We start from the raw sequence: 18309 nt of genomic DNA, 5'->3' as shown, positions 1-18309 counted from the left end.
TATCTGCTCCGGGCTCCACCACCAGGCGAGTGTCAGCTCGACAAACTGGATGACATCGGCAGATAGCCGAGATTTGGCCGCACTGGCCCGTCGGTGGGTGGCGTGCTGATGCGCATTGTCTGGCTGGTAGCCCTGCGGCCCGGCGTTACGACGCAGCTCCCGGTAGAGGGTGGAGCGATGAACGCCAATGGCGCGTGCGGTGGCAAGGATGGACATCCCCTGTGCGCGAAGCACCGATAACTGGTATCGTTGCCCCTCGGTCAACTGCTGATAGCTCATGGTGATACTGCTTTTACTTTGGCGAGCAGAAGGGTACCACCAATCAGCAGTTGGCCACCTCTCGCCATTCATCCATGAGTGTCGCACTTATTATCTGAATTCCCGAAGCACCGAACAGGTCAGGTTTCGCGTTTATTTCCGCAAGTTCTGCGCCATGTCACACGATTGTCATCGTTGGTGTGGTCAAAGGAAATCAACTGAGTCCGTGACTATTCAGATAACCGTTTCCTCTGTATCGACCCAGTTTTGTTGGCCAGTTGCAGAGAAATTAACCAGCAATAAAATACGCCACTCCGAGTGGCAGAAAGGGCAACAAACAGGTCTTTAATCAAACTATTTTCACTGTGTCCTTGATATCATCCTCAGCAACGCAATATGGAGAGACACGAGATGGCAGTGGCACCGTTTAATTGGGATGACGCAGTTCAGTGGGACGGGCCGGGGGCCATTGTGGGTAGCGAAGAGCTCTTGAGTGCCGATCGGCTGGATCGCGCCCGCTATGCCGAATTTCTGACTAAATACCTCGCCGCCGAAGGCAAGCAACGCAACTATGTGCTCAACCTCAATGCCGAGTGGGGGGCGGGTAAAACCTGGTTTATCAAGCGCTGGTATATGGAGCTGAAAGCGCACTATCCCACCGTCTATATCGATGCCTGGCAGCAGGACTTTTCCGATGATCCCTTATTGACGGTGATTTCGTCGATTATCGATCAATTGAAAGATGCAACAGGAAATAAGGTTTCCATACCTGATGGCATCAAGCCCAAGCTATTGGGTTTGCTCAAGCTGGGCGGAAAATTGGTGCTCAAGTCTGCTATTAAAAAAGCTGGACTTGAAGATGGTGATTTTTCTGTGGAAGGCGAAGACGCAGATAAGCTGGTTGATACACTTTGCAGCAATCACAAAGAGCGTTATGAATCTATCCAGTATCTTAAACAAGAAATTCGGCAATGGGTTGAAGCTGCGGTTTCAGCAAACTTAGACCAATTGGATGGCCAAGGTCGATTGGATTATCCCGCCTTTATTCTGATTGATGAGCTGGATCGCTGTCGCCCCTCCTATGCGGTAGAAATGCTGGAGACCATCAAACATATTTTTGATATTCCCGGCGTGGTGTTTGTACTTGCAACCGATACCGAGCAGTTACAGCATGCTATCAAGGTAATTTATGGCGATGGTTTTGATGCAGAAAGTTATCTTGGCCGATTTTTTCATAGACGATTTACGTTAGGCAGTATCTCTCGGCGAGAGTTTATTAAGCAGGCAGTTGTAGATAAAAAATTGCATTTTGAGCATGTCACTGTATGGCCTGAGATCACTAATAGCCAAGTGTTGGTAAATGTATTAACTGCTGTTTGTGATCATTTTTCATTGAGCTTAAGAAAAACAGAGCAAGTGTTGGATCGAACGATCGCGTCCATCGTAAATTACCAAGGTTGCACATTAAATCTGATTTTTCTTGTTTACCTGTTCTCTCTATGCGAGAAAAATAATGAAGATTATCGCGCTGTAGCGGATGGCAAAATGCCTAAGACAGATAACCATCCTACTTTGAAAGGTTTTAATAGTCTGACAAGTGAGTATGAAGAACAACATTTTCAATGTTTTATAAAAGCAGGGAGTACTATAGGAAGTTATATTAAGTATGTCGATGGTGAACGATATGCAAATCCATTTAAAGATCGTGAATATATGGTTTCCTTGAGAAACATTTTAGTCATGTCTTATGAGGGGCTATTGAAGCCGACTTTAGATGATGAATATTCATCTCGTTTTATCTCGTTAACAATAGATTGTGTTAGGCGTATGCGGAATTTGACTGTAGAAGAAAATACTATTTTGGCAGAAAAGGAACTGTCACTATTGGAGCGACGCTTAACAACGTATAAAAATTTAGTTGAGCTAGCCGTGCATCTTGACTAAATAAAGCCGGGATAATCCGGCTTTACTATCAACTTATTTATTATGCCGCTCGTAAAGTCGCTGAACGACATCCTGTAATCCCAGCCCCTCGTTTTGCAGCAGTACGGTGAGGTGGTAGAGCAGATCGGCGGATTCGTTGATGAGCTCTTCCCGATCCTTGGCCATGGCGGCCAGCGCTACTTCAACCCCTTCCTCACCGACCTTCTGGGCGATGCGCTTGGTCCCTTTGCCATAGAGGCTGGCGGTGTAGCTGGTGGCCGGATCGGCCCCTTTGCGGGCGGCCAGCACCTGTTCCAGCTCTGCCAGAAAACCGAGTGGTGGCACCGGGTGGCCGTTAAAGCAGGAGGTAGTGCCCTTGTGGCAGGTGGGGCCGACGGGGTTGGCGGCAATCAGCAGGGAGTCCTGATCGCAGTCAGTGCTGATGGCCACGAGTTGGAGCACATTGCCCGAGCTTTCACCCTTGGTCCACAGTCGCTGTTTGCTGCGGCTAAAGAAGGTGACCTGACCGGTAGTCTGGGTCTTCTCCAGCGCCTCGCGGGTCATAAAGCCCTGCATCAGCACCTCGCCGCTGGCGGCGTGCTGGACGATGGCGGGGATCATGCCGTCACATTTTTCCCAGTCGAGTTGTTCGGCGAGGGGGCGCGCGCTGGCGGTGGTTGGTGCATTTTCAGAGAAGTTATTCACGGATGGCGACTCCTTCGGTTTTCAGCCAGCGTTTCAATTCGGGAATGGGGATAAGACCCTTGTGGAATACAGAGGCGGCCAGCGCCCCGTCCACATCGGCGAGGGTGAAGGCATCGCGAAAGTGCGCCATGGCACCGGCGCCGCCGGAGGCAATCAGCGGCACCTTGCAGACACTGCGCATCAGCTTGAGCTGGTCGAGATCATAACCCTGACGCATGCCGTCCTGATTCATCACGTTCAGCACGATTTCACCCGCGCCGCGTTTTTGCACCTCCTGCACCCAATCGAGAGTGTGCCAGGCGGTGGTGCGGGTGCGGCTCTCGTCACCAGTAAACTGTTTGACCTGATAGTGGCCTGTTTCGGCATCGAAGTAGGAGTCAATACCCACCACTACGCACTGCACGCCAAAGCGCTCGGCCAGTCGGCTGATCAGAGTCGGATCGGCCAGCGCCGGAGAGTTGATGGAGACCTTGTCGGCGCCAAATTCGAGGATCTGGCGGGCGTCTTCCACGCTTTTGATGCCACCGGCGACGCAGAAGGGGATATCGATCACCTCAGCTACCCGGCTCACCCAGCTCTTGTCTACCACCCGGGCATCGCTGGAGGCGGTGATGTCATAGAACACCAGCTCGTCAGCGCCCTCTTCGGCGTAGCGGCGCGCCAGCTCGACAATGCCGCCCATCACCTCGTGGTTGCGAAACTGCACCCCTTTGACCACCACGCCATCTTTCACGTCGAGGCAGGGGATAATGCGTCTTGCCAGCATCAGTTGTCTCCTGTGGTATCGGCAGCGGGGGCTTGCCAGCAGGCGATGGCGTCACCTACCGAGAACTTGCCCTCCAGCAGGGCGCGGCCAAGGATGATCCCTTTGACGCCGGAGCCCTTGAGCGCCTCGATATCCGCGATGCCGCCAATGCCGCCAGAGGCCTGAAAGGCGACGCTCGGGTAGCGGGCGCAGAGATCCCGATAGAGCTCGACGTTGGTGCCAGCCAGGGTGCCGTCACGGCTGATGTCGGTGCAGAGCACATGCTTGAGCCCGGCGGGAAGGAAGCGCTCGATCAGCGCCTCGATGGTCACGCCGCTGTTCTCCTGCCAGCCTGCCACCGCGATATGGCGATTGCCCTGCTCATCGATGTTGACGTCCAGCGCCAGCACGATCTGCTCGGGGCCATATTTCTCCATCCAGCTGGCCACCAGATCCGGTGATTTGACGGCGGTCGAGCCAATCACCACCCGGCTGGCACCGGCGGCCAGCAGATCCGCTACATCCTGTTCGGTGCGCACGCCGCCGCCGACCTGCACTGGCGCTTCGGTGGCTGACAGCAGTTGGGTCAGCAGGGGCAGCTGGCGCGCCTTGGCATCCTTGGCACCGTCCAGATCCACCAGATGGAGCTGCACCGCCCCCTGGGAGACATATTCATCGAAGCGGGCCTGCGGGCTGCTGCTGTATTCGGTCTTCTGGCCGTAGTCCCCCTGATAGAGGCGAACCACCTGACCGTTGATAAGGTCAATTGCGGGAATGATCATGCTAGTCACAGCTCCAGAAAATTTTGCAGCAAACGGGCACCGGCTGCGCCTGAGCGCTCCGGGTGGAATTGGGCGCCGAAGAAGTTGCTGTGCTCTGCAACCCCACCGACGATGGCGGTAAACGGCTTGCCGTAGTCGCAGGTCGCCAGCGTCGCTTCGGTCACCTCCAGCGCATAGGAGTGCACGAAGTAGAAGTAGCTGCCGCTCGGGATCCCCTTGAGCAGAGGATGGGTCTCGTCATGCTCAATCTGGTTCCAGCCCATATGGGGCAGGCGCAGATTACCGACCTCCATCAGGCGGATCTTGCCCGGTACTATGCCAAGGCAGTCGATGAGATCGCCTTCACTGCCATCGGCATTCATGCTCTCTTCGGAGGCCTCCGCCAGCATCTGCATGCCGAGGCAAAAGCCCAGCAGCGGCTGCTTGGCGGCGCGAATAAGGGACACCAGCCCCCGCTCGTTGAGGTTTTTCATGGCGGCTACCGCGGTGCCGACGCCGGGCAGGATCAGCTTGTCCGCCTGCTCGATATCGGCCGCCACGCTTGAGACCAGCGGCTGCACGCCGAGGCGCTCGAACGCCATTCTGACCGAGGCCAGATTGGCGCAGCCAGTATCGATAATGACCAGCTTCTGCTTGCTCACATCCATCACAGCACTCCCTTGCTGGAGGGGAGCTCGCTCCCTTCCACCCGAATAGCCTGACGCAGGGCGCGGCCAAAGCCTTTGAACAGTGCTTCCACTTGATGGTGGGTGTTGCCGCTGCCCACCTTCATCTGCAATGTGATGGCCATGGCGTCCGACAGCGAGCGGAAGAAGTGGGGTACCATCTCGGTGGCCATCTCGCCCACCTTGTCGCGGCCAAAGCCGCTCGGGCAGTCAAACACGAAGTAGGGGCGACCGCTGAGATCCAGTGCTGTGCTCACTTCCTGCTCGGTCAGCGGACGCGCATCGATCACCGCCTGTACCTCGTCCATCGCCAGCACAAAGCCGAAACGGCCGATGCCGCGCTTGTTGCCAAGGGCCTGACGCAGCGCCTGACCCAGCGCCAGCCCCACATCTTCCACCGTGTGGTGATCGTCGATATGCAGATCACCGCTGACGTTCAGCTTGAGCTGGAAACCGGCGTGGGTCGCTATCTGATCCAGCATGTGATCAAAAAAGCCGATACCGGTGGAGATCTGGTTGCCGCCGCTCTTGTCTAAGTCCAGCGCCACCTGAATGCGGGTCTCCTTGGTGTAACGCTCCACCGAGGCTGCACGCCCTTTGGACAGCAGCTGATCACGGATGGCGAGCCAGTCGTGATCCTGCGGGTGGTAGCGAATACCGCCAATGCCCATATTCTCGGCAAGCTGCAGATCGGTCTGGCGATCGCCAATCACGAAGGAGTTGGCAAAGTCGATGCGACCAGAGGCGAGGTACTCCTTCACCAGCCCGAGGTGGGGCTTGCGGCAGCTGCAGCCGTCGGTGGGAAAGTGGGGGCAGATCAGCACCTGTTCCCACTTCACCCCTTGCGATTCAAACAGGTGCATCATCAGGTCGTGGGGTGGCTGGAAGTTCTCCAGCGGCAGGCTGGCAGTGCCCAGCCCATCTTGGTTGGTCACCATCACCAGCACGTAACCGGCGGCCTGCAACTCGCGCAGCACCGGAATGACCATGGGCTCGAAGCGCAGCTTGGCGAGGCTATCCACCTGCTTGTCGGTCACCGGCTCTTCAATCAGGGTGCCGTCGCGGTCGATAAACAAAAACGGGGTCTTCATCGCTACATCCTTGTCTTAAAAAGAGGGAGGGGGCAGGTCACGCAATACCGCCAGCACGGCATCCATCTCGCCCTGATAGCCGATGGTGATGCGAATGCTGTTGTCCAGACCCGGCTTGCTGGAGAAATCCCGCAGAATGATGCCGGCGGCCTTCATGGCGGCAAAGACGGTGGCGCCATCCACAAAGCGCACCAGCACGAAGTTGCCCTTGTCTTCGAACACTTCCTTCACGCAGGCAAGCTTTACCAGCTCTGCCTTGAAGGCGGCTTTTTGCTTGTTGAGCTCCATCACTCGCTCGCGCATCAGCTCCAGCCCCATGGGGGAGAGGGCCTGCGCCGCGATCTGGGCGATAGGCTCGGGGATGGGATAGGGGGCGATCACCTTGGCCAGCATGGCGATCACCTCGGGGCTCGCCAGCGTAAAGCCGCAGCGGATCCCCGCCAGAGCAAAGGCTTTGGAGAGGGTGCGGGTCACCACCAGATTGGGGAAGCGGGCCAGCAGGTCCACCACGGACGCTTCCGGGCAGAACTCGATATAGGCCTCGTCCACCACCACGATGGCGCGATCCCGGGCTTTCTCCAGCAAAGCGATAAGACCGTCGCGACCCACCAGATCCCCTGTGGGGTTGTTGGGGGAGCAGAGAAACACCAGCTTCACATCGCTGAGGCGATCGGCAATGGCGGGCCAGTCAGGCTGACGGCTGGCGGTCAGCGGCTGCTCGAACATACCTACGCCGCAGGTCTCGGCGCTGATGGCGTACATGCCGTAGGTGGGCGGACAGATGAGGATCTGATCTTCACCCGCTTCGCAAAAGGTGCGGATCAAGAGCTCGATGGCCTCGTCGGCGCCGCGGCTCACCAGCACCTGATCCGGATTAACCCCGGCGTAGGCGGCATAGCCGTTCACCACCTCGGCCGGTTGGCACTCGGGGTAGCGGTTGAGGCGGCTCCCCTCAATGGTGAAGGGATAGGCCAACGGCGCTTCGTTGGCGTTGAGCCAGACGTGGCCCTTGCCGCCGATGCGGCGGGCGGATTGATAAGGGGTGAGGGCCCGCACCACGCGGCGCGCCAGATTGGCAATGCTCATGACAAATCCTTCTGCTGTGCTGTTGGTTGGGGCGCGGCGGCCAGGGCGTTCAACCTGAGGGTGACGGCATTTTTGTGGCCATCGAGCCCCTCGGCCTGGGCGATGCGCTCGACGATAGGGCCAAGGCCGCGAATGCCTTCGGCGCTCAGCTCCTGCACCGTGTAGCGGCGCTGATAATCGGCGAGGCCAAGGCTCGAGCAGGTGCGGGCATAGCCATAGGTGGGCAAGGTGTGGTTGGTGCCGCTGGCGTAATCGCCGACCGACTCGGGGGTCCATGCTCCCAGAAAGATGGAACCGGCGTTCTCGAGTTTATCCAGCAGATCGCGGGGGGCGCGGGTCTGCACGATCAGGTGTTCCGGTGCATAAGCGTTGGAGATGGCGCAGGCTTCTGCCAGATCGTCACAGAGGATCACCAGACTGCTGCCGAGCGCCTGGGCGGCGATATCGCGGCGGCTCAACTTGGCCAGCTGGCTCTTGAGCTCCCCTGCGATGGCATCGGCCAGCAGGGGCGAGGTAGTCACCAGCACCACCTGGCTGTCGGGGCCGTGCTCGGCCTGGGAGAGCAGATCCGCCGCCACGAAGGCCGGATTGGCGCTCTCGTCGGCAATCACCAGCACCTCGGAGGGGCCGGCGGGCATATCGATGGCGGCGCCGCGCCAGTCGCGGGAAACCTGGCCCTTGGCTTCGGTCACATAGGCGTTGCCCGGGCCGAAGATCTTGTCCACTTTGGGAATGCTCTCGGTGCCGTACGCCATGGCGGCGATGGCTTGGGCGCCGCCGATGGCGAACACCTTCTCGACGCCACAGGCGCGGGCGGCAAACAGGATCTCGTCGCTGGCCGGGGAGGGGGTGCAGAGCACCACTTCCCGGCAACCGGCGATAGCCGCCGGAATGGCCAGCATCATCACGGTGGAGGGGAGCGGTGCGCTGCCTCCAGGCACATAGAGGCCGACCCGGCTGATAGGCTGGGTGCGCAGCTCGCACACAACCCCGGGCTGGGTTTCTACCCGTACCACCGGCTGCACTTGCGCGGCGTGGAAGGTTCGAATGTTGGCAATGGCCGCTTCGATGGCGCTTTTGATGTCGTTATCCAGCCGCGCGCAGGCAGCTTCAATTTCGGCCTCGCTGACGCGCAACTGTTCACGGGGGGCGCGCTCGAAGCGCAGGCTCAGCTCGCGCAAGGCCTCGTCGCCACGGCTACGCACCGCGCCAATGATCTCCTTGACCACGGCACCGATATCCGCCTCGTCATTGAGAGCGGGCCGGGTCAGCACGTCGGTCTGCTGGGCTGGGGAGAGGGTCTTCCAGATCAGGGTCTGCATGATGTCCCTTCCTTATTCCATCATTTTTTCGATGGGCAGCACCAGAATGGAGCTGGCACCCAGAGCCTTGAGCTGCTCCATGGTCTCCCAGAACAGGGTCTCGCTGGAGACAACGTGCAGGGCCACCTGATTGGTGTCACCGGCCAGCTGCATGATGGTGGGGCGCTCGGCACCCGGCAGCAGATCGGTGATGGCATCGAGCTTGTCTTTGGGGGCGTGCAGCATGATGTATTTGCTCTCGCGGGCCTGCTGCATCCCCTGAATGCGGGGCAGCAGTTTGTCGATGAGCTTCTGCTTTGCATCGGACAAGGGGTTGGGGGCCTGTACCAGTACCGCCTTGGAGCGGTAGATCACCTCCACCTCTTTGAGGCCATTGGCTTCCAGGGTCGCGCCGGTGGAGACCAGATCGCAGATGGCATCAGCCAGGCCCGCGCGGGGCGCCACTTCCACCGAGCCGCCCAGCATCACGCTCTTGAAGCCGAGCCCCTTGTCGTCAAAGAAGCGCTTGAGCAGCCCGGGGTAGGAGGTCGCGATGCGTTTGCCGGCAAGGCTCGCTGGCCCTGTGTAGTTCACATCTTCCGGCACCGCCAGCGAGAGGCGGCAGCCACCAAAGTCCAGCTGCTTGAGGGTTTTGACCTCGAAGGGGAGGCCTTGGGAGGCGCGAATAAGCTGCACCTCTTCCAGCACGTTCTCGCCGATGATGCCAAGGTCGACCACCCCTTCCATCACCAGCCCCGGGATATCGTCATCACGGACCCGCAGGATATCGATGGGCATGTTCTCGACATGAGCGATAAGGCGCTGCTCGCGCAGGTTGATCTTGAGGCCACAGCTCTTGAACAGGGCTTGGGAGTCCTGGCTCAGACGACCGGACTTTTGCATGGCGATACGCAGACGTTGTGTTTCCATTTGCTCGATTTCCTTCTAGTCAAAAACGAAAAAACCCTCGGAAGTGGGTGCTTCCGAGGGTTTATGAATCTTGCGGTCCTTTTGGAAGTCACCAGTTAAGTGTCTTCCAGCAGTCAACCTCCTGAAAGACTAGTCGGGATGATGATGGTGGTGATGAGTCTTCAGGGTGGTGAACTTCATGTAATCAATCCTTTACAAAATAAGATGTCGTAATTGACGCCTGATTTAAACTACCTGCCTTGACAGAAAATGCAACCCGAAATTGTGATTTGATCGATTAAAGTGGCGAAAACGGTTTTCTGGTCGATAACTAGACAATAACCCCTGCAGGAGTCGCCATCATGCCCAGCCAGGACCTGTTGTTCCCCATTTTGCCCCGGGCACCCGCCGCGCCCGGCAGCGAAGAGATCAAGCGGGAAGTGAACCAGATCAGCAAAAAGCACCAGCTGCGCAAGACCAGCACTGACAACAGTGACTCCCAGCAGCGCCAGCAGGCGTATAGCACGCCCGCCAAGCGTGATCAGCCCAAGTCGGAGGAGGGTGATCACAAGCCGGACCCCGAGCATCAGATCGATCTGTTCGTCTAGGCAGATTATCTGTCCCGCTTTTGCCGCGTTTTTGGCATAATGGCCGCTTTTGCTGCGGGACGCCCTTTTGACCATCCAGACCCTGTTCAAGCCAGATGGCCCTCTGGCCAGCCATATCGACGGTTTCAAAGCCCGCGCTCCCCAACTGGAGATGGCCGAAGCGGTCGCGCGCGCCATCAAAAGTGGTGGCCGTCTGCTGGTGGAGGCGGGGACCGGTACCGGCAAGACCTACGCCTATTTGGTGCCTGCGCTGGAGTCCGGCAAGCGGGTGGTGATCAGCACCGGCTCCAAGAACCTGCAGGAGCAGCTCTTCTATCGGGATCTCCCGACCATCACAGGGGCGCTCTCCTACACCCCGCCGGTGGCCTTGCTCAAAGGGCGCAGCAACTATCTCTGCATCGAGCGGATGAACCGGCTCTTGAGCGAATCCCATCTGCAAAAGCCTGAAATTCTCAACGATCTGGTGAAGGTCAAATCCTGGTCCACTGCTACCGATAACGGCGATGTGGGGGATATTCCAGGATTGCAGGAGAACGCCGAGATCCTCGCCCACGTCACCAGCACCAACGATAACTGTCTCGGTCGCGACTGCCCCTATTACGACGACTGCCATCTGGTGGTGGCTCGTCGCCGCGCCATGGATGCCCAGGTGGTGGTGATCAACCACCACCTCTTCTTCGCCGATATGGCGGTGAAAGACACGGGATTTGGCGAGTTGGTGCCGGAAGCACAAGTCTATGTGTTTGATGAAGCCCATCAGCTGCCGGAGATCGCCACCAACTACTTCGGTAAGTCGGTAGGCAGCCGAACGATTCAGGATCTGGCGCAGGATATCCAGCTGGCCTATCGGGCAGAGGCCCACGACATGGCCCAGCTCGGCAAGGCGGCGGACCGGCTCGCTATCGCCAGTCAGGATCTGCGTCTCGCCTTCGGGGTGGATGGCGGTCGCGGCAATACCCGCGACATGTTGCGCCAGCCGCTCTGGGGGCAGGCTTTGGCTCGTCTCAACGATGCCATCGGGCTCTGCTACGAGGTGCTGAAACTGGCTCTCGGCCGGGGCGAGCAGCTGGATCACGCCTTCGAGCGTATTAGTGAACTGCGCACTCGCCTGGGTGAAGTGCTGGCGGTCAACCAGACCGGTTTCTCCTACTGGTATGACTGCTCGCGGCTTCATTTCACCCTCAATCTGACGCCGCTTTCGGTGGCCGAGCGATTCAGTGCCGAGGTGCAAAGACCGGAAGTGGCCTGGGTCTTCACCTCCGCCACCCTGACGGTGGATATGCGGTTTGATCACTTCAAGGCCGAGCTGGGGCTGGCGGGCAGCGCCGAGCTTATTCTCGACAGCCCGTTCGACTATGGCGAGCAGGCGCGGCTCTGTGTGCCCCGTTATCTACCGGAGCCCAACGCCTTTGGCCGTGGCGAGCAGCTGGCCAATCTGATGATCCCGCTTATCAACAAGACACCGGGGGGCTGTTTCTTCCTCTGCACCAGCCATCAGGTGATGCGTCAGGTGGCCGAGGTGCTGCGCCGGGAGATTGGCCGCACCGTCTTGCTGCAGGGGGAGGACAACAAGCAGCGGTTGCTCAAGGAGTTTGTCGAGAATGGCCGTGCCGTGCTGGTGGCGACCAGCAGTTTCTGGGAGGGGATCGACGTACGAGGGGCGGCGTTGTCGTGTGTTATCATCGACAAGCTGCCGTTTGCCAGCCCCGATGATCCGCTGCTCAAGGCGCGGGTGGATGATTGCAAGCTCAAGGGGGGTGATCCCTTCGCCGAGCTGCAGTTGCCCAAGGCGGTGATTGCCCTCAAGCAGGGGGTGGGGCGGCTTATTCGTGATCGCACTGATCACGGCGTGCTGGTGATCTGTGATCCACGAATGGTCAACAAGCCTTACGGCGCCACCTTTATCAAGAGTCTGCCTGCCATCCCCCGTACCCGGGAGTTGGGAACGCTGGGGAGTTTTTTCGATCGCACTGAACGCGGTGAACAAGTGTGCCGTCAGCTAACAGATTTGAACAACGGGTGAGCATATCTCGCTTGCCGGTTATGTAATTGACTGATTTTATAGAGATTGGAAAGCATGAACGAGTTGAAGATCCTGGCCGTTGATACCGCCACCGAAGCCTGCTCCGCCGCCTTGCAGGTGGGTGACAAGCTGTTCTCCCGCTGGGAGGAGGCGCCACGGGATCACACCCGAAAAATTCTGCCCATGGTTCAGGCTGTGTTAGAGGATGCCGGGATAAGTTTGAGTGACCTCGATGCCATCGCGTTCGGTCGCGGCCCGGGCTCCTTTACTGGCGTGCGGATCGGCATCAGTGTGGCGCAAGGTCTGGCGTTTGGTGCGGGTGTGCCGCTGATTGGTATCTCGACCCTGGCCGCCATGGCGCAAGGCGCCTATCGACTGGATGGCGCCCAGCAGGTGCTGACCGCCATCGATGCGCGGATGAACGAGGTCTATTTCGGCCGCTATGAGCTGATCGATGGCCGCATGCAGCTGGTGGGGGATGAGGTGGTGAGCGAGCCCGCGGCGCTGGTTGACGCCCGTGGCAAGCTGGCGGGCCCTGTGACCTGCGTCGGCACTGGTTTTGAGACCTATGGCGAGACCCTGAGTGGTCTGGCCGATGAGCTGGAGGTGAGCCAGGTGCGTTTCCCGGCGGCAGAAGATATGTTGCCGCTGGCCCGCGCCGCCTGGCTGGCGGGGGAGGCGGTACCGGTTGAACAAGCAACGCCGGTTTATTTGCGTGACAAGGTGACCTGGAAAAAACTGCCGGGTCGCGAATAAGGGCAGGAGCACTGACAGCATGTCGCTCTTGCCGCTCATCAGCTGCAATAAAAGCGGGTGGCCCCGACAGGCCACGCTGGCAACAGGAGAGTGACATGATGCGTAATACCAGAAGCGATATGATGAAACGCACTATGGTGGTCGGGGTGCTGGCTCTGCTGCTCGGGGCCTGCAGCTCGGTTCCCAAGGAGCTGGCCTATGAGCCAGAAAACCAGCTGGTGGCCTATCAGCCCGCCCTTGGCGGAATGGAGGGCAAGCCGGCGCGCTGGAGCGGCGTTATCTCGGCGGTGCACAACAAGGCGGATCAGAGCGTTATTGAAGTGGTCTATCTGCCGCTCAAGTCCAACGGTGTGCCGGAGCAGACCGAGCAGAGTCCGGGCCGTTTTCTGGCCATCATGAAGGGTTTTGTCGATCCAACCCTCTACGCCAAGGGGCGCAGTCTGACGGTGCTTGGTACCATAGGCCAACCGGTTGATAGCCAGATTGGCGAGCACAAGTACCGCTTCTCGGTGCTCAATGTGACGGGCAGCAAGCTGTGGCCGCCATTCAAGGAGGTGGAGGTGCGCTATATGGACCCCTACTTCTACGACCCCTTCTATGATCCCTTCTGGCCGAGACGGCCGCTGCGTCGTTAAGGCTTGCCATGATCAACAGCATCAAAAGCACTCTGCACGAACGTCTGCTCACCTTGGCAGATGGTCGGCAGGTGGCCCTGCTTGAGAATCAACTCGCGGATCAGGCTCAGCAGGGCAAACCCCTGCTGATCGCCCTGCATGGCTGGCTCGACAACAGTGCCAGCTTCTTGCCGCTGGCGCCGCATCTGGGGGATTTTCACCTCATCTGTGTCGATCTGCCGGGACATGGTCACTCCGATCACAAAACCACCCCTTATGTCTTTGTCGACTGGCTGGACGATCTCTACCAGATCGTGCGGGCGGCCGGCTGGTCGCGTTTCTCCCTGCTCGGTCACTCCCTCGGGGCGTTGATCGCCTCCGCCTATGCCGGGGTGTTTCCCGAACAGGTGGAGCGGTTGATCATGCTGGAGGGGTTGGGGCCGCTGAGCCAGCCCGATGAGGAGGTAGCTGCCCAGCTGCGACGTGCGATTTTAAACCGCAGTCGCACCCGGGAGCGCAATGCCAACGGCTTTGTCTCCATCGATGAAGCTGTCGCCGCCCGTTGCAAAGTGGCGGATATCACGCCGCAGTCGGCGCGTCTTATCTGTGAGCGGCAGCTTGAAGAGCGGGCAGGGCGCTGGCATTGGCGCAGCGATCCCCGTTTGCGGGATCTTTCACCCCTGAGAATGAGCGAAGGGCAAGCCCGGGCGCTGATGGCGGCTATCCGTTGTCCTGTGCTGTTGATTCAGGGGGAGCAGGGCTTTGCTGCGCTTGAAGCCCAATGGCAGGCCCGTCAGGATGCCTTCCAGCAGATCGAACGGGTCATATTGGGTGGAAACCACCATTTTCATATGGAAAATTCGGTTGATACGGCCGTTTGTATCGTAAAGTTTTGTCAAGTTCGGTAGAATCGCCAGCTTTCAATAATTCCAGGTTTGTTTTCTCCCTCACATTTTTCTGTTGTTAATTTGCTGTTAATTGATGTTGCGCTGTGTAAATATGTGCGGCATTAGAGCATCAGCTTAAAACAACCGATTAAAATGGATGTGAACCGGGACGGAGGCAACACAGTGAGCGCACAGGTGCTAGTTATGCAGGAGAAGTTTGTGGAAAAAGTCTGGCTGAAACGTTATCCGGAAGGGGTCCCCGCCGAGATCAATCCAGACCAATACAGCTCCCTGGTCGAGATGTTCGAATCCTCGGTGACCCAGTTTGCCGATCAGCCCGCCTTCGTCAACATGGGCCAAACCATCACCTACCGCCGACTGGAAGAGCAGTCCCGCGCCTTTGCTGCCTACCTGCAAAACGAGCTGAAATTGGAGAAAGGTGATCGGGTTGCGGTGATGATGCCTAACCTGCTGCAATATCCCATCGCCGTGTTTGGCATCCTGCGCGCCGGCATGATAGTGGTCAACGTCAACCCGCTCTATACCCCGCGTGAGCTGGAGCACCAGCTCAAAGATTCCGGTGCCAAAGCCATCGTTATCGTCTCCAACTTCGCCCATACCCTGGAAAAGGTGGTCTACGACACCCCGATCAAGCACGTTATCCTGACCCGGATGGGGGACAACCTGGGGCTGGCCAAGGGCACCCTGGTCAACTTCGTGGTCAAGTACGTCAAGAAGCTGGTGCCGAAATACAATCTGCCCCACGCCACTACCATGCGTCAGGCCCTCTCCAAGGGGCGTTTCCTGCAGTACATCAAGCCGGAGATCACCAACGACGATCTCGCCTTCCTGCAGTACACCGGTGGCACCACCGGCCTCTCCAAAGGGGCCATGCTGACCCATCGCAACATGATTGCCAACGTCGAGCAGTGCCTCGGCGTCTACGGCCCCATGCTGGAGCGCGGCAAGGAGTTCGTGGTCACCGCGCTGCCGCTCTATCACGTCTTTGCCCTGACCGTGAACTGCCTGCTCTTTATGCGCATCGGTGGTTACAACCTGCTGATCAGTAACCCGCGCGACATCCCGGGTTTTGTAAAAGAGATCAAGAAGTACCCCTTTACCTGCATTACCGGGGTCAACACCCTGTTCAATGCGCTGGTCAACAACGAAGAGTTTCAGGGGATCTCCTTTGACAAGCTCAAGCTGACCATCGGTGGCGGCATGGCGGTGCAGCGCGCGGTCGCGGAGAAGTGGAAGACACTGACCGACACTCCGCTGCTGGAAGGCTATGGCCTGACCGAATGTTCGCCACTGGTGAGTGTCTGCCCCTACGATCTGACCGACTACAACGGCTCCATCGGTTTGCCGGTCTGCTCTACCGAGATCCGTCTGGTAGATGACAACGGTCAGGTGATCCACGCCCTCGGCACCCCGGGCGAAATGCAGGTTCGTGGCCCGCAGGTGATGGTGGGCTACTGGCAGCGCCCCGAGGCGACAGCCGAAGTGATGCAGGATGGCTGGCTCTGTACCGGTGATATCGCCGTGTGCGACGAGCAGGGCTTCTTCAAGATCGTTGACCGCAAGAAGGACATGATCTTGGTCTCCGGTTTCAACGTCTATCCGAACGAGATCGAAGATGTCGTTGCCCTGCACCCGAAAGTGCTGGAAGTGGCCGCCGTGGGTGTGCCGCACAAGGTCTCCGGCGAGTTGGTGAAGATCTTTGTGGTCAAGAAAGATGCAAAATTGCAGGAGGACGAGATTATTGCTCACTGCCGCAAACATCTGACTGCCTATAAGGTGCCGAAACTGGTAGAATTTCGTGACGAACTTCCCAAGACCAATGTGGGCAAGATCCTGCGCCGCGTACTGCGCGACGAGGAGATTGCCAAGCAATAACCGGACTGCGGCTGCAGAAGCCTCTGCAAACCAGCACCGTCGTTATGCAAAACCGTGGGTCATCCCACGGTTTTTTCTTTTTGGCCCTGATCAACCGCGCAGGCACAGATGCACTATCAACTTATCACTCAGCAAGCCGAACTTGAGCAGTATCTCGCTTCTCTGGCCGACGTTCCCCTGGCTATCGATACTGAATTCGTTCGCACCCGTACCTACTACCCCCAGCTTGGCCTGTTCCAGATCTATGACGGCGAGCATCTGGCACTGCTGGATCCGCTGACGCTGGATCTCTCCGCCCTCTGGCTGCGACTGGGCAGGGAAGGGCAGATCGCCATCCTGCACGCCTCTGGCGAAGATCTGGAGCTTATCCAGCATCAGGCGGGCCACCTGCCCAACCAGATGCACGACACCCAGCTGGCAACCGCCTTTCTCGGTTACGGCGTCTCGGTCGGCTTTGGTGCGCTGGTGAACGAATTCCTTGGGGTCGAGCTGGAAAAAGATCAGGCGCGCACCGATTGGCTGGCCCGCCCGCTTACGCCACGTCAGCTCGAATACGCGGCAGCGGATGTCTTCTACCTGATGCCGCTCTACGAGAAAGTGATGGCCAAACTGCGGGAAAGCGGCAAGTTTGCCTGGTTCGAGCAGGAGTGCCAAAACCACTCCGCCCGCAAGACCCAGGGTAGCGATCCCCGTCAGGCATATCTTGACATCGTCAACGCCTGGCAACTGGGTCGCCGCGAGCTCGCCATTCTGCGCGAGCTGGCCGCCTGGCGCCAGCAAGAGGCGGTGCGCCGCGATCTGGCCCTCAACTTCGTGGTCAAAGAGCTGCACCTGTTCAAGGTGGCAGAGCGTCGTCCTGCCTCCCTGCGGGATCTCAACGAGCTCGGCCTATCGCCCATCGAGATCAAGATCCACGGCAAGCGGATGCTCGATATCGTCGCCAAGGCGCAGCAGAGCGATCCTGACAGCTGGCCCGAGCCCATTCGTCGGCTGGTCGACTTCCCCCAGTACAAGGGCGAGCTCAAGCGCATCAAAGCCATGGTGGAAGAGAAGGCCAAGGCGAGCAATATTCCGCCCGAGCTGATTGCCAGCAAGAAGATCATTCACCAGTACTTCACCTGGAGCTGGCGGATGAACGACGAAGAGCGGGCCCGCAGCGACAAACCCATGCTGCTGCAAGGGTGGCGTCATGAGCTGGTCGGTCACCTGCTGGCACAATAAGCCACCAGAGTGCTGAACCCATAAATCAATCCTCACCCCCGGGTGGGGATTTTTATTGGGCGAGAGAAACAAACGGGCATGCCGGTCTGGGGATAACGACGAATCAGCGAGCGGCCAGATGGCTCGGAATGGAAAATGAAAAAGAATGAAAAAGAAAAGGCAGCGGAACACCGCTGCCTTTTTTGATCACCAGATAGGCTGGGTCAGGTAGGGGTTGCTCACCTTCTCGCGACCGAAGGTGGAGCTGGGGCCGTGGCCCGGGATAAAGACGATTTCGTCACCCAGCGGCAGCAGGGTCTCGGTGATCGACTTGATCAAAGTGGCGTGATCGCCACGGGGGAAGTCGGTACGGCCTATGCTGCCGGCAAACAGCACATCGCCAACCCAGGCAAGCTGCTCGGCTTGGGAGAGCAGCACGATATGGCCCGGGGTGTGGCCGGGGCAGAAGTAGACATCCAGCTCGCACTGGCCAAGCTGCACCTTGTCACCCTGCTCAAGCCAGCGATCCGGTGTGAACGCGGGGGTATGGGCGAAGCCGAACATCTGGCTCTGCTGGGGCAGCATGTCGAGCCAGAAGGCGTCCTCCTTGTGGGGGCCGGTAATGGCGACGCCGGTTTTTTCCCGCAGCTCGGCGGCGGCACCCACATGATCCAGATGACCGTGGGTCAGCAGGATGTGAGTCAGGGTCAGGCCGCGTTTGGCGATGGCGGCCAGCAGTTTGTCCGCTTCGCCGCCCGGATCGATCAGGGCCGCCTGATGGGTCTCGTCACACCAGATGAGGGAGCAGTTCTGGGCGAACTGGGTGACCGGGATCACCTCGAATTTCAACATAGAGTTCC

At 58.7% G+C, this 18309-nt stretch carries 18 protein-coding genes and 1 other annotated feature; of the genes, 8 read left to right on the top strand and 10 right to left on the bottom strand.

Features of this window, described 5'->3' with window-relative positions:
• Positions 1-279, bottom strand: a 279-nt coding sequence (locus AB5Y97_RS13220) for a transposase (RefSeq protein ID WP_368157254.1), incomplete at its 3' end; no start/stop codon positions are given.
• Between the two features lie 390 nt (positions 280-669).
• On the opposite strand from AB5Y97_RS13220, the gene AB5Y97_RS13215 reads away from it, so the two are divergent.
• Entirely contained in the window at positions 670-2202 is a 1533-nt protein-coding gene (locus tag AB5Y97_RS13215) for a P-loop NTPase fold protein (protein WP_201946457.1), read from the top strand.
• Positions 2203-2235: 33 nt separating this feature from the next.
• Here the strand turns inward: AB5Y97_RS13215 and hisIE are convergent, their stop codons facing one another.
• From hisIE to hisG, 8 genes are read right to left on the bottom strand one after another with little or no spacing between them, the layout of a single operon-like run.
• Positions 2236-2886 (bottom strand): bifunctional phosphoribosyl-AMP cyclohydrolase/phosphoribosyl-ATP diphosphatase HisIE, encoded by a 651-nt coding sequence (hisIE, locus tag AB5Y97_RS13210; protein WP_201946458.1) that lies wholly within the window; start codon positions 2884-2886, stop codon positions 2236-2238.
• Entirely contained in the window at positions 2879-3652 is a 774-nt protein-coding gene (gene hisF / locus AB5Y97_RS13205) for an imidazole glycerol phosphate synthase subunit HisF (protein WP_110303738.1), read from the bottom strand. The genes hisIE and hisF overlap by 8 nt, the downstream gene beginning before the upstream one ends.
• Entirely contained in the window at positions 3652-4413 is a 762-nt protein-coding gene (hisA, locus tag AB5Y97_RS13200) for a 1-(5-phosphoribosyl)-5-[(5-phosphoribosylamino)methylideneamino]imidazole-4-carboxamide isomerase (protein ID WP_201946460.1), read from the bottom strand. Before hisA ends, hisF begins: the two co-directional genes overlap by 1 nt.
• Positions 4414-4418: 5 nt before the next feature.
• On the bottom strand, positions 4419-5060 hold the full coding sequence (gene hisH, locus AB5Y97_RS13195) for an imidazole glycerol phosphate synthase subunit HisH (protein ID WP_113739583.1): 642 nt from the start codon (positions 5058-5060) through the stop codon (positions 4419-4421).
• A complete protein-coding gene (gene hisB / locus AB5Y97_RS13190; protein WP_201946462.1) occupies positions 5060-6169 on the bottom strand; it encodes a bifunctional histidinol-phosphatase/imidazoleglycerol-phosphate dehydratase HisB in 1110 nt (369 codons plus the stop codon). Before hisB ends, hisH begins: the two co-directional genes overlap by 1 nt.
• Before the next feature lie 15 nt (positions 6170-6184).
• Positions 6185-7255, bottom strand: a complete 1071-nt coding sequence (hisC, locus tag AB5Y97_RS13185) for a histidinol-phosphate transaminase (protein WP_201946464.1) — start codon at positions 7253-7255, stop codon at positions 6185-6187.
• Entirely contained in the window at positions 7252-8577 is a 1326-nt protein-coding gene (gene hisD, locus AB5Y97_RS13180) for a histidinol dehydrogenase (RefSeq protein WP_151285978.1), read from the bottom strand. Before hisD ends, hisC begins: the two co-directional genes overlap by 4 nt.
• 12 nt (positions 8578-8589) lie before the next feature.
• Positions 8590-9486 (bottom strand): ATP phosphoribosyltransferase, encoded by an 897-nt coding sequence (gene hisG / locus AB5Y97_RS13175; protein WP_151285979.1) that lies wholly within the window; start codon positions 9484-9486, stop codon positions 8590-8592.
• Between the two features lie 29 nt (positions 9487-9515).
• Positions 9516-9640, bottom strand: a sequence feature (His leader region).
• Positions 9641-9827: 187 nt separating this feature from the next.
• Here hisG and AB5Y97_RS13170 point away from each other — a divergent pair.
• From AB5Y97_RS13170 to rnd, 7 genes are all read left to right on the top strand, one after another.
• Entirely contained in the window at positions 9828-10073 is a 246-nt protein-coding gene (locus AB5Y97_RS13170) for a hypothetical protein (RefSeq protein WP_123173111.1), read from the top strand.
• A gap of 67 nt (positions 10074-10140) precedes the next feature.
• The gene (locus tag AB5Y97_RS13165) at positions 10141-12096 is read left to right on the top strand and encodes an ATP-dependent DNA helicase (RefSeq protein ID WP_151285980.1); all 1956 of its coding nucleotides are present in this window, start codon (positions 10141-10143) and stop codon (positions 12094-12096) included.
• A gap of 54 nt (positions 12097-12150) precedes the next feature.
• Complete coding sequence (gene tsaB, locus AB5Y97_RS13160) at positions 12151-12852, top strand: tRNA (adenosine(37)-N6)-threonylcarbamoyltransferase complex dimerization subunit type 1 TsaB (protein ID WP_182962835.1); 702 nt, start codon at positions 12151-12153, stop codon at positions 12850-12852.
• Between the two features lie 119 nt (positions 12853-12971).
• Positions 12972-13487, top strand: coding sequence for a Slp family lipoprotein (locus AB5Y97_RS13155; protein ID WP_182963864.1), 516 nt, complete (start codon positions 12972-12974; stop codon positions 13485-13487).
• An 8-nt stretch (positions 13488-13495) separates the two neighbouring features.
• On the top strand, positions 13496-14374 hold the full coding sequence (locus AB5Y97_RS13150) for an alpha/beta fold hydrolase (RefSeq protein ID WP_201946465.1): 879 nt from the start codon (positions 13496-13498) through the stop codon (positions 14372-14374).
• A 198-nt stretch (positions 14375-14572) separates the two neighbouring features.
• Positions 14573-16249: a long-chain-fatty-acid--CoA ligase FadD gene (gene fadD / locus AB5Y97_RS13145; RefSeq protein ID WP_100647250.1), complete on the top strand. Its 1677-nt coding sequence runs from the start codon at positions 14573-14575 to the stop codon at positions 16247-16249.
• Between the two features lie 108 nt (positions 16250-16357).
• Entirely contained in the window at positions 16358-17470 is a 1113-nt protein-coding gene (gene rnd, locus AB5Y97_RS13140) for a ribonuclease D (RefSeq protein ID WP_201946467.1), read from the top strand.
• Positions 17471-17656: 186 nt separating this feature from the next.
• On the opposite strand, the gene AB5Y97_RS13135 is transcribed toward rnd, so the two are convergent.
• On the bottom strand, positions 17657-18301 hold the full coding sequence (locus tag AB5Y97_RS13135; protein WP_108612377.1) for an MBL fold metallo-hydrolase: 645 nt from the start codon (positions 18299-18301) through the stop codon (positions 17657-17659).
• Positions 18302-18309 lie beyond the last annotated feature (8 nt).

This window comes from Aeromonas sp. R10-2 (genome assembly GCF_040908445.1).
GTDB classification, from domain to species: Bacteria; Pseudomonadota; Gammaproteobacteria; order Enterobacterales; family Aeromonadaceae; genus Aeromonas; species Aeromonas veronii.
This window is presented reverse-complemented; position numbering and strand designations above follow the sequence as displayed.

What these genes read in the sequence shown, in the direction of transcription:
- AB5Y97_RS13215 (WP_201946457.1), top strand. Translation starts at nt 670, where the DNA reads ATGGCAGTGGCACCGTTTAATTGGGATGACGCAGTTCAGTGGGACGGG.
- hisF (WP_110303738.1), bottom strand. Translation starts at nt 3,652, where the DNA reads ATGCTGGCAAGACGCATTATCCCCTGCCTCGACGTGAAAGATGGCGTG.
- hisA (WP_201946460.1), bottom strand. Translation starts at nt 4,413, where the DNA reads ATGATCATTCCCGCAATTGACCTTATCAACGGTCAGGTGGTTCGCCTC.
- hisH (WP_113739583.1), bottom strand. Translation starts at nt 5,060, where the DNA reads ATGGATGTGAGCAAGCAGAAGCTGGTCATTATCGATACTGGCTGCGCC.
- hisB (WP_201946462.1), bottom strand. Translation starts at nt 6,169, where the DNA reads ATGAAGACCCCGTTTTTGTTTATCGACCGCGACGGCACCCTGATTGAA.
- hisC (WP_201946464.1), bottom strand. Translation starts at nt 7,255, where the DNA reads ATGAGCATTGCCAATCTGGCGCGCCGCGTGGTGCGGGCCCTCACCCCT.
- hisD (WP_151285978.1), bottom strand. Translation starts at nt 8,577, where the DNA reads ATGCAGACCCTGATCTGGAAGACCCTCTCCCCAGCCCAGCAGACCGAC.
- hisG (WP_151285979.1), bottom strand. Translation starts at nt 9,486, where the DNA reads ATGGAAACACAACGTCTGCGTATCGCCATGCAAAAGTCCGGTCGTCTG.
- AB5Y97_RS13170 (WP_123173111.1), top strand. Translation starts at nt 9,828, where the DNA reads ATGCCCAGCCAGGACCTGTTGTTCCCCATTTTGCCCCGGGCACCCGCC.
- tsaB (WP_182962835.1), top strand. Translation starts at nt 12,151, where the DNA reads ATGAACGAGTTGAAGATCCTGGCCGTTGATACCGCCACCGAAGCCTGC.
- AB5Y97_RS13155 (WP_182963864.1), top strand. Translation starts at nt 12,972, where the DNA reads ATGATGAAACGCACTATGGTGGTCGGGGTGCTGGCTCTGCTGCTCGGG.
- AB5Y97_RS13150 (WP_201946465.1), top strand. Translation starts at nt 13,496, where the DNA reads ATGATCAACAGCATCAAAAGCACTCTGCACGAACGTCTGCTCACCTTG.
- rnd (WP_201946467.1), top strand. Translation starts at nt 16,358, where the DNA reads ATGCACTATCAACTTATCACTCAGCAAGCCGAACTTGAGCAGTATCTC.
- AB5Y97_RS13135 (WP_108612377.1), bottom strand. Translation starts at nt 18,301, where the DNA reads ATGTTGAAATTCGAGGTGATCCCGGTCACCCAGTTCGCCCAGAACTGC.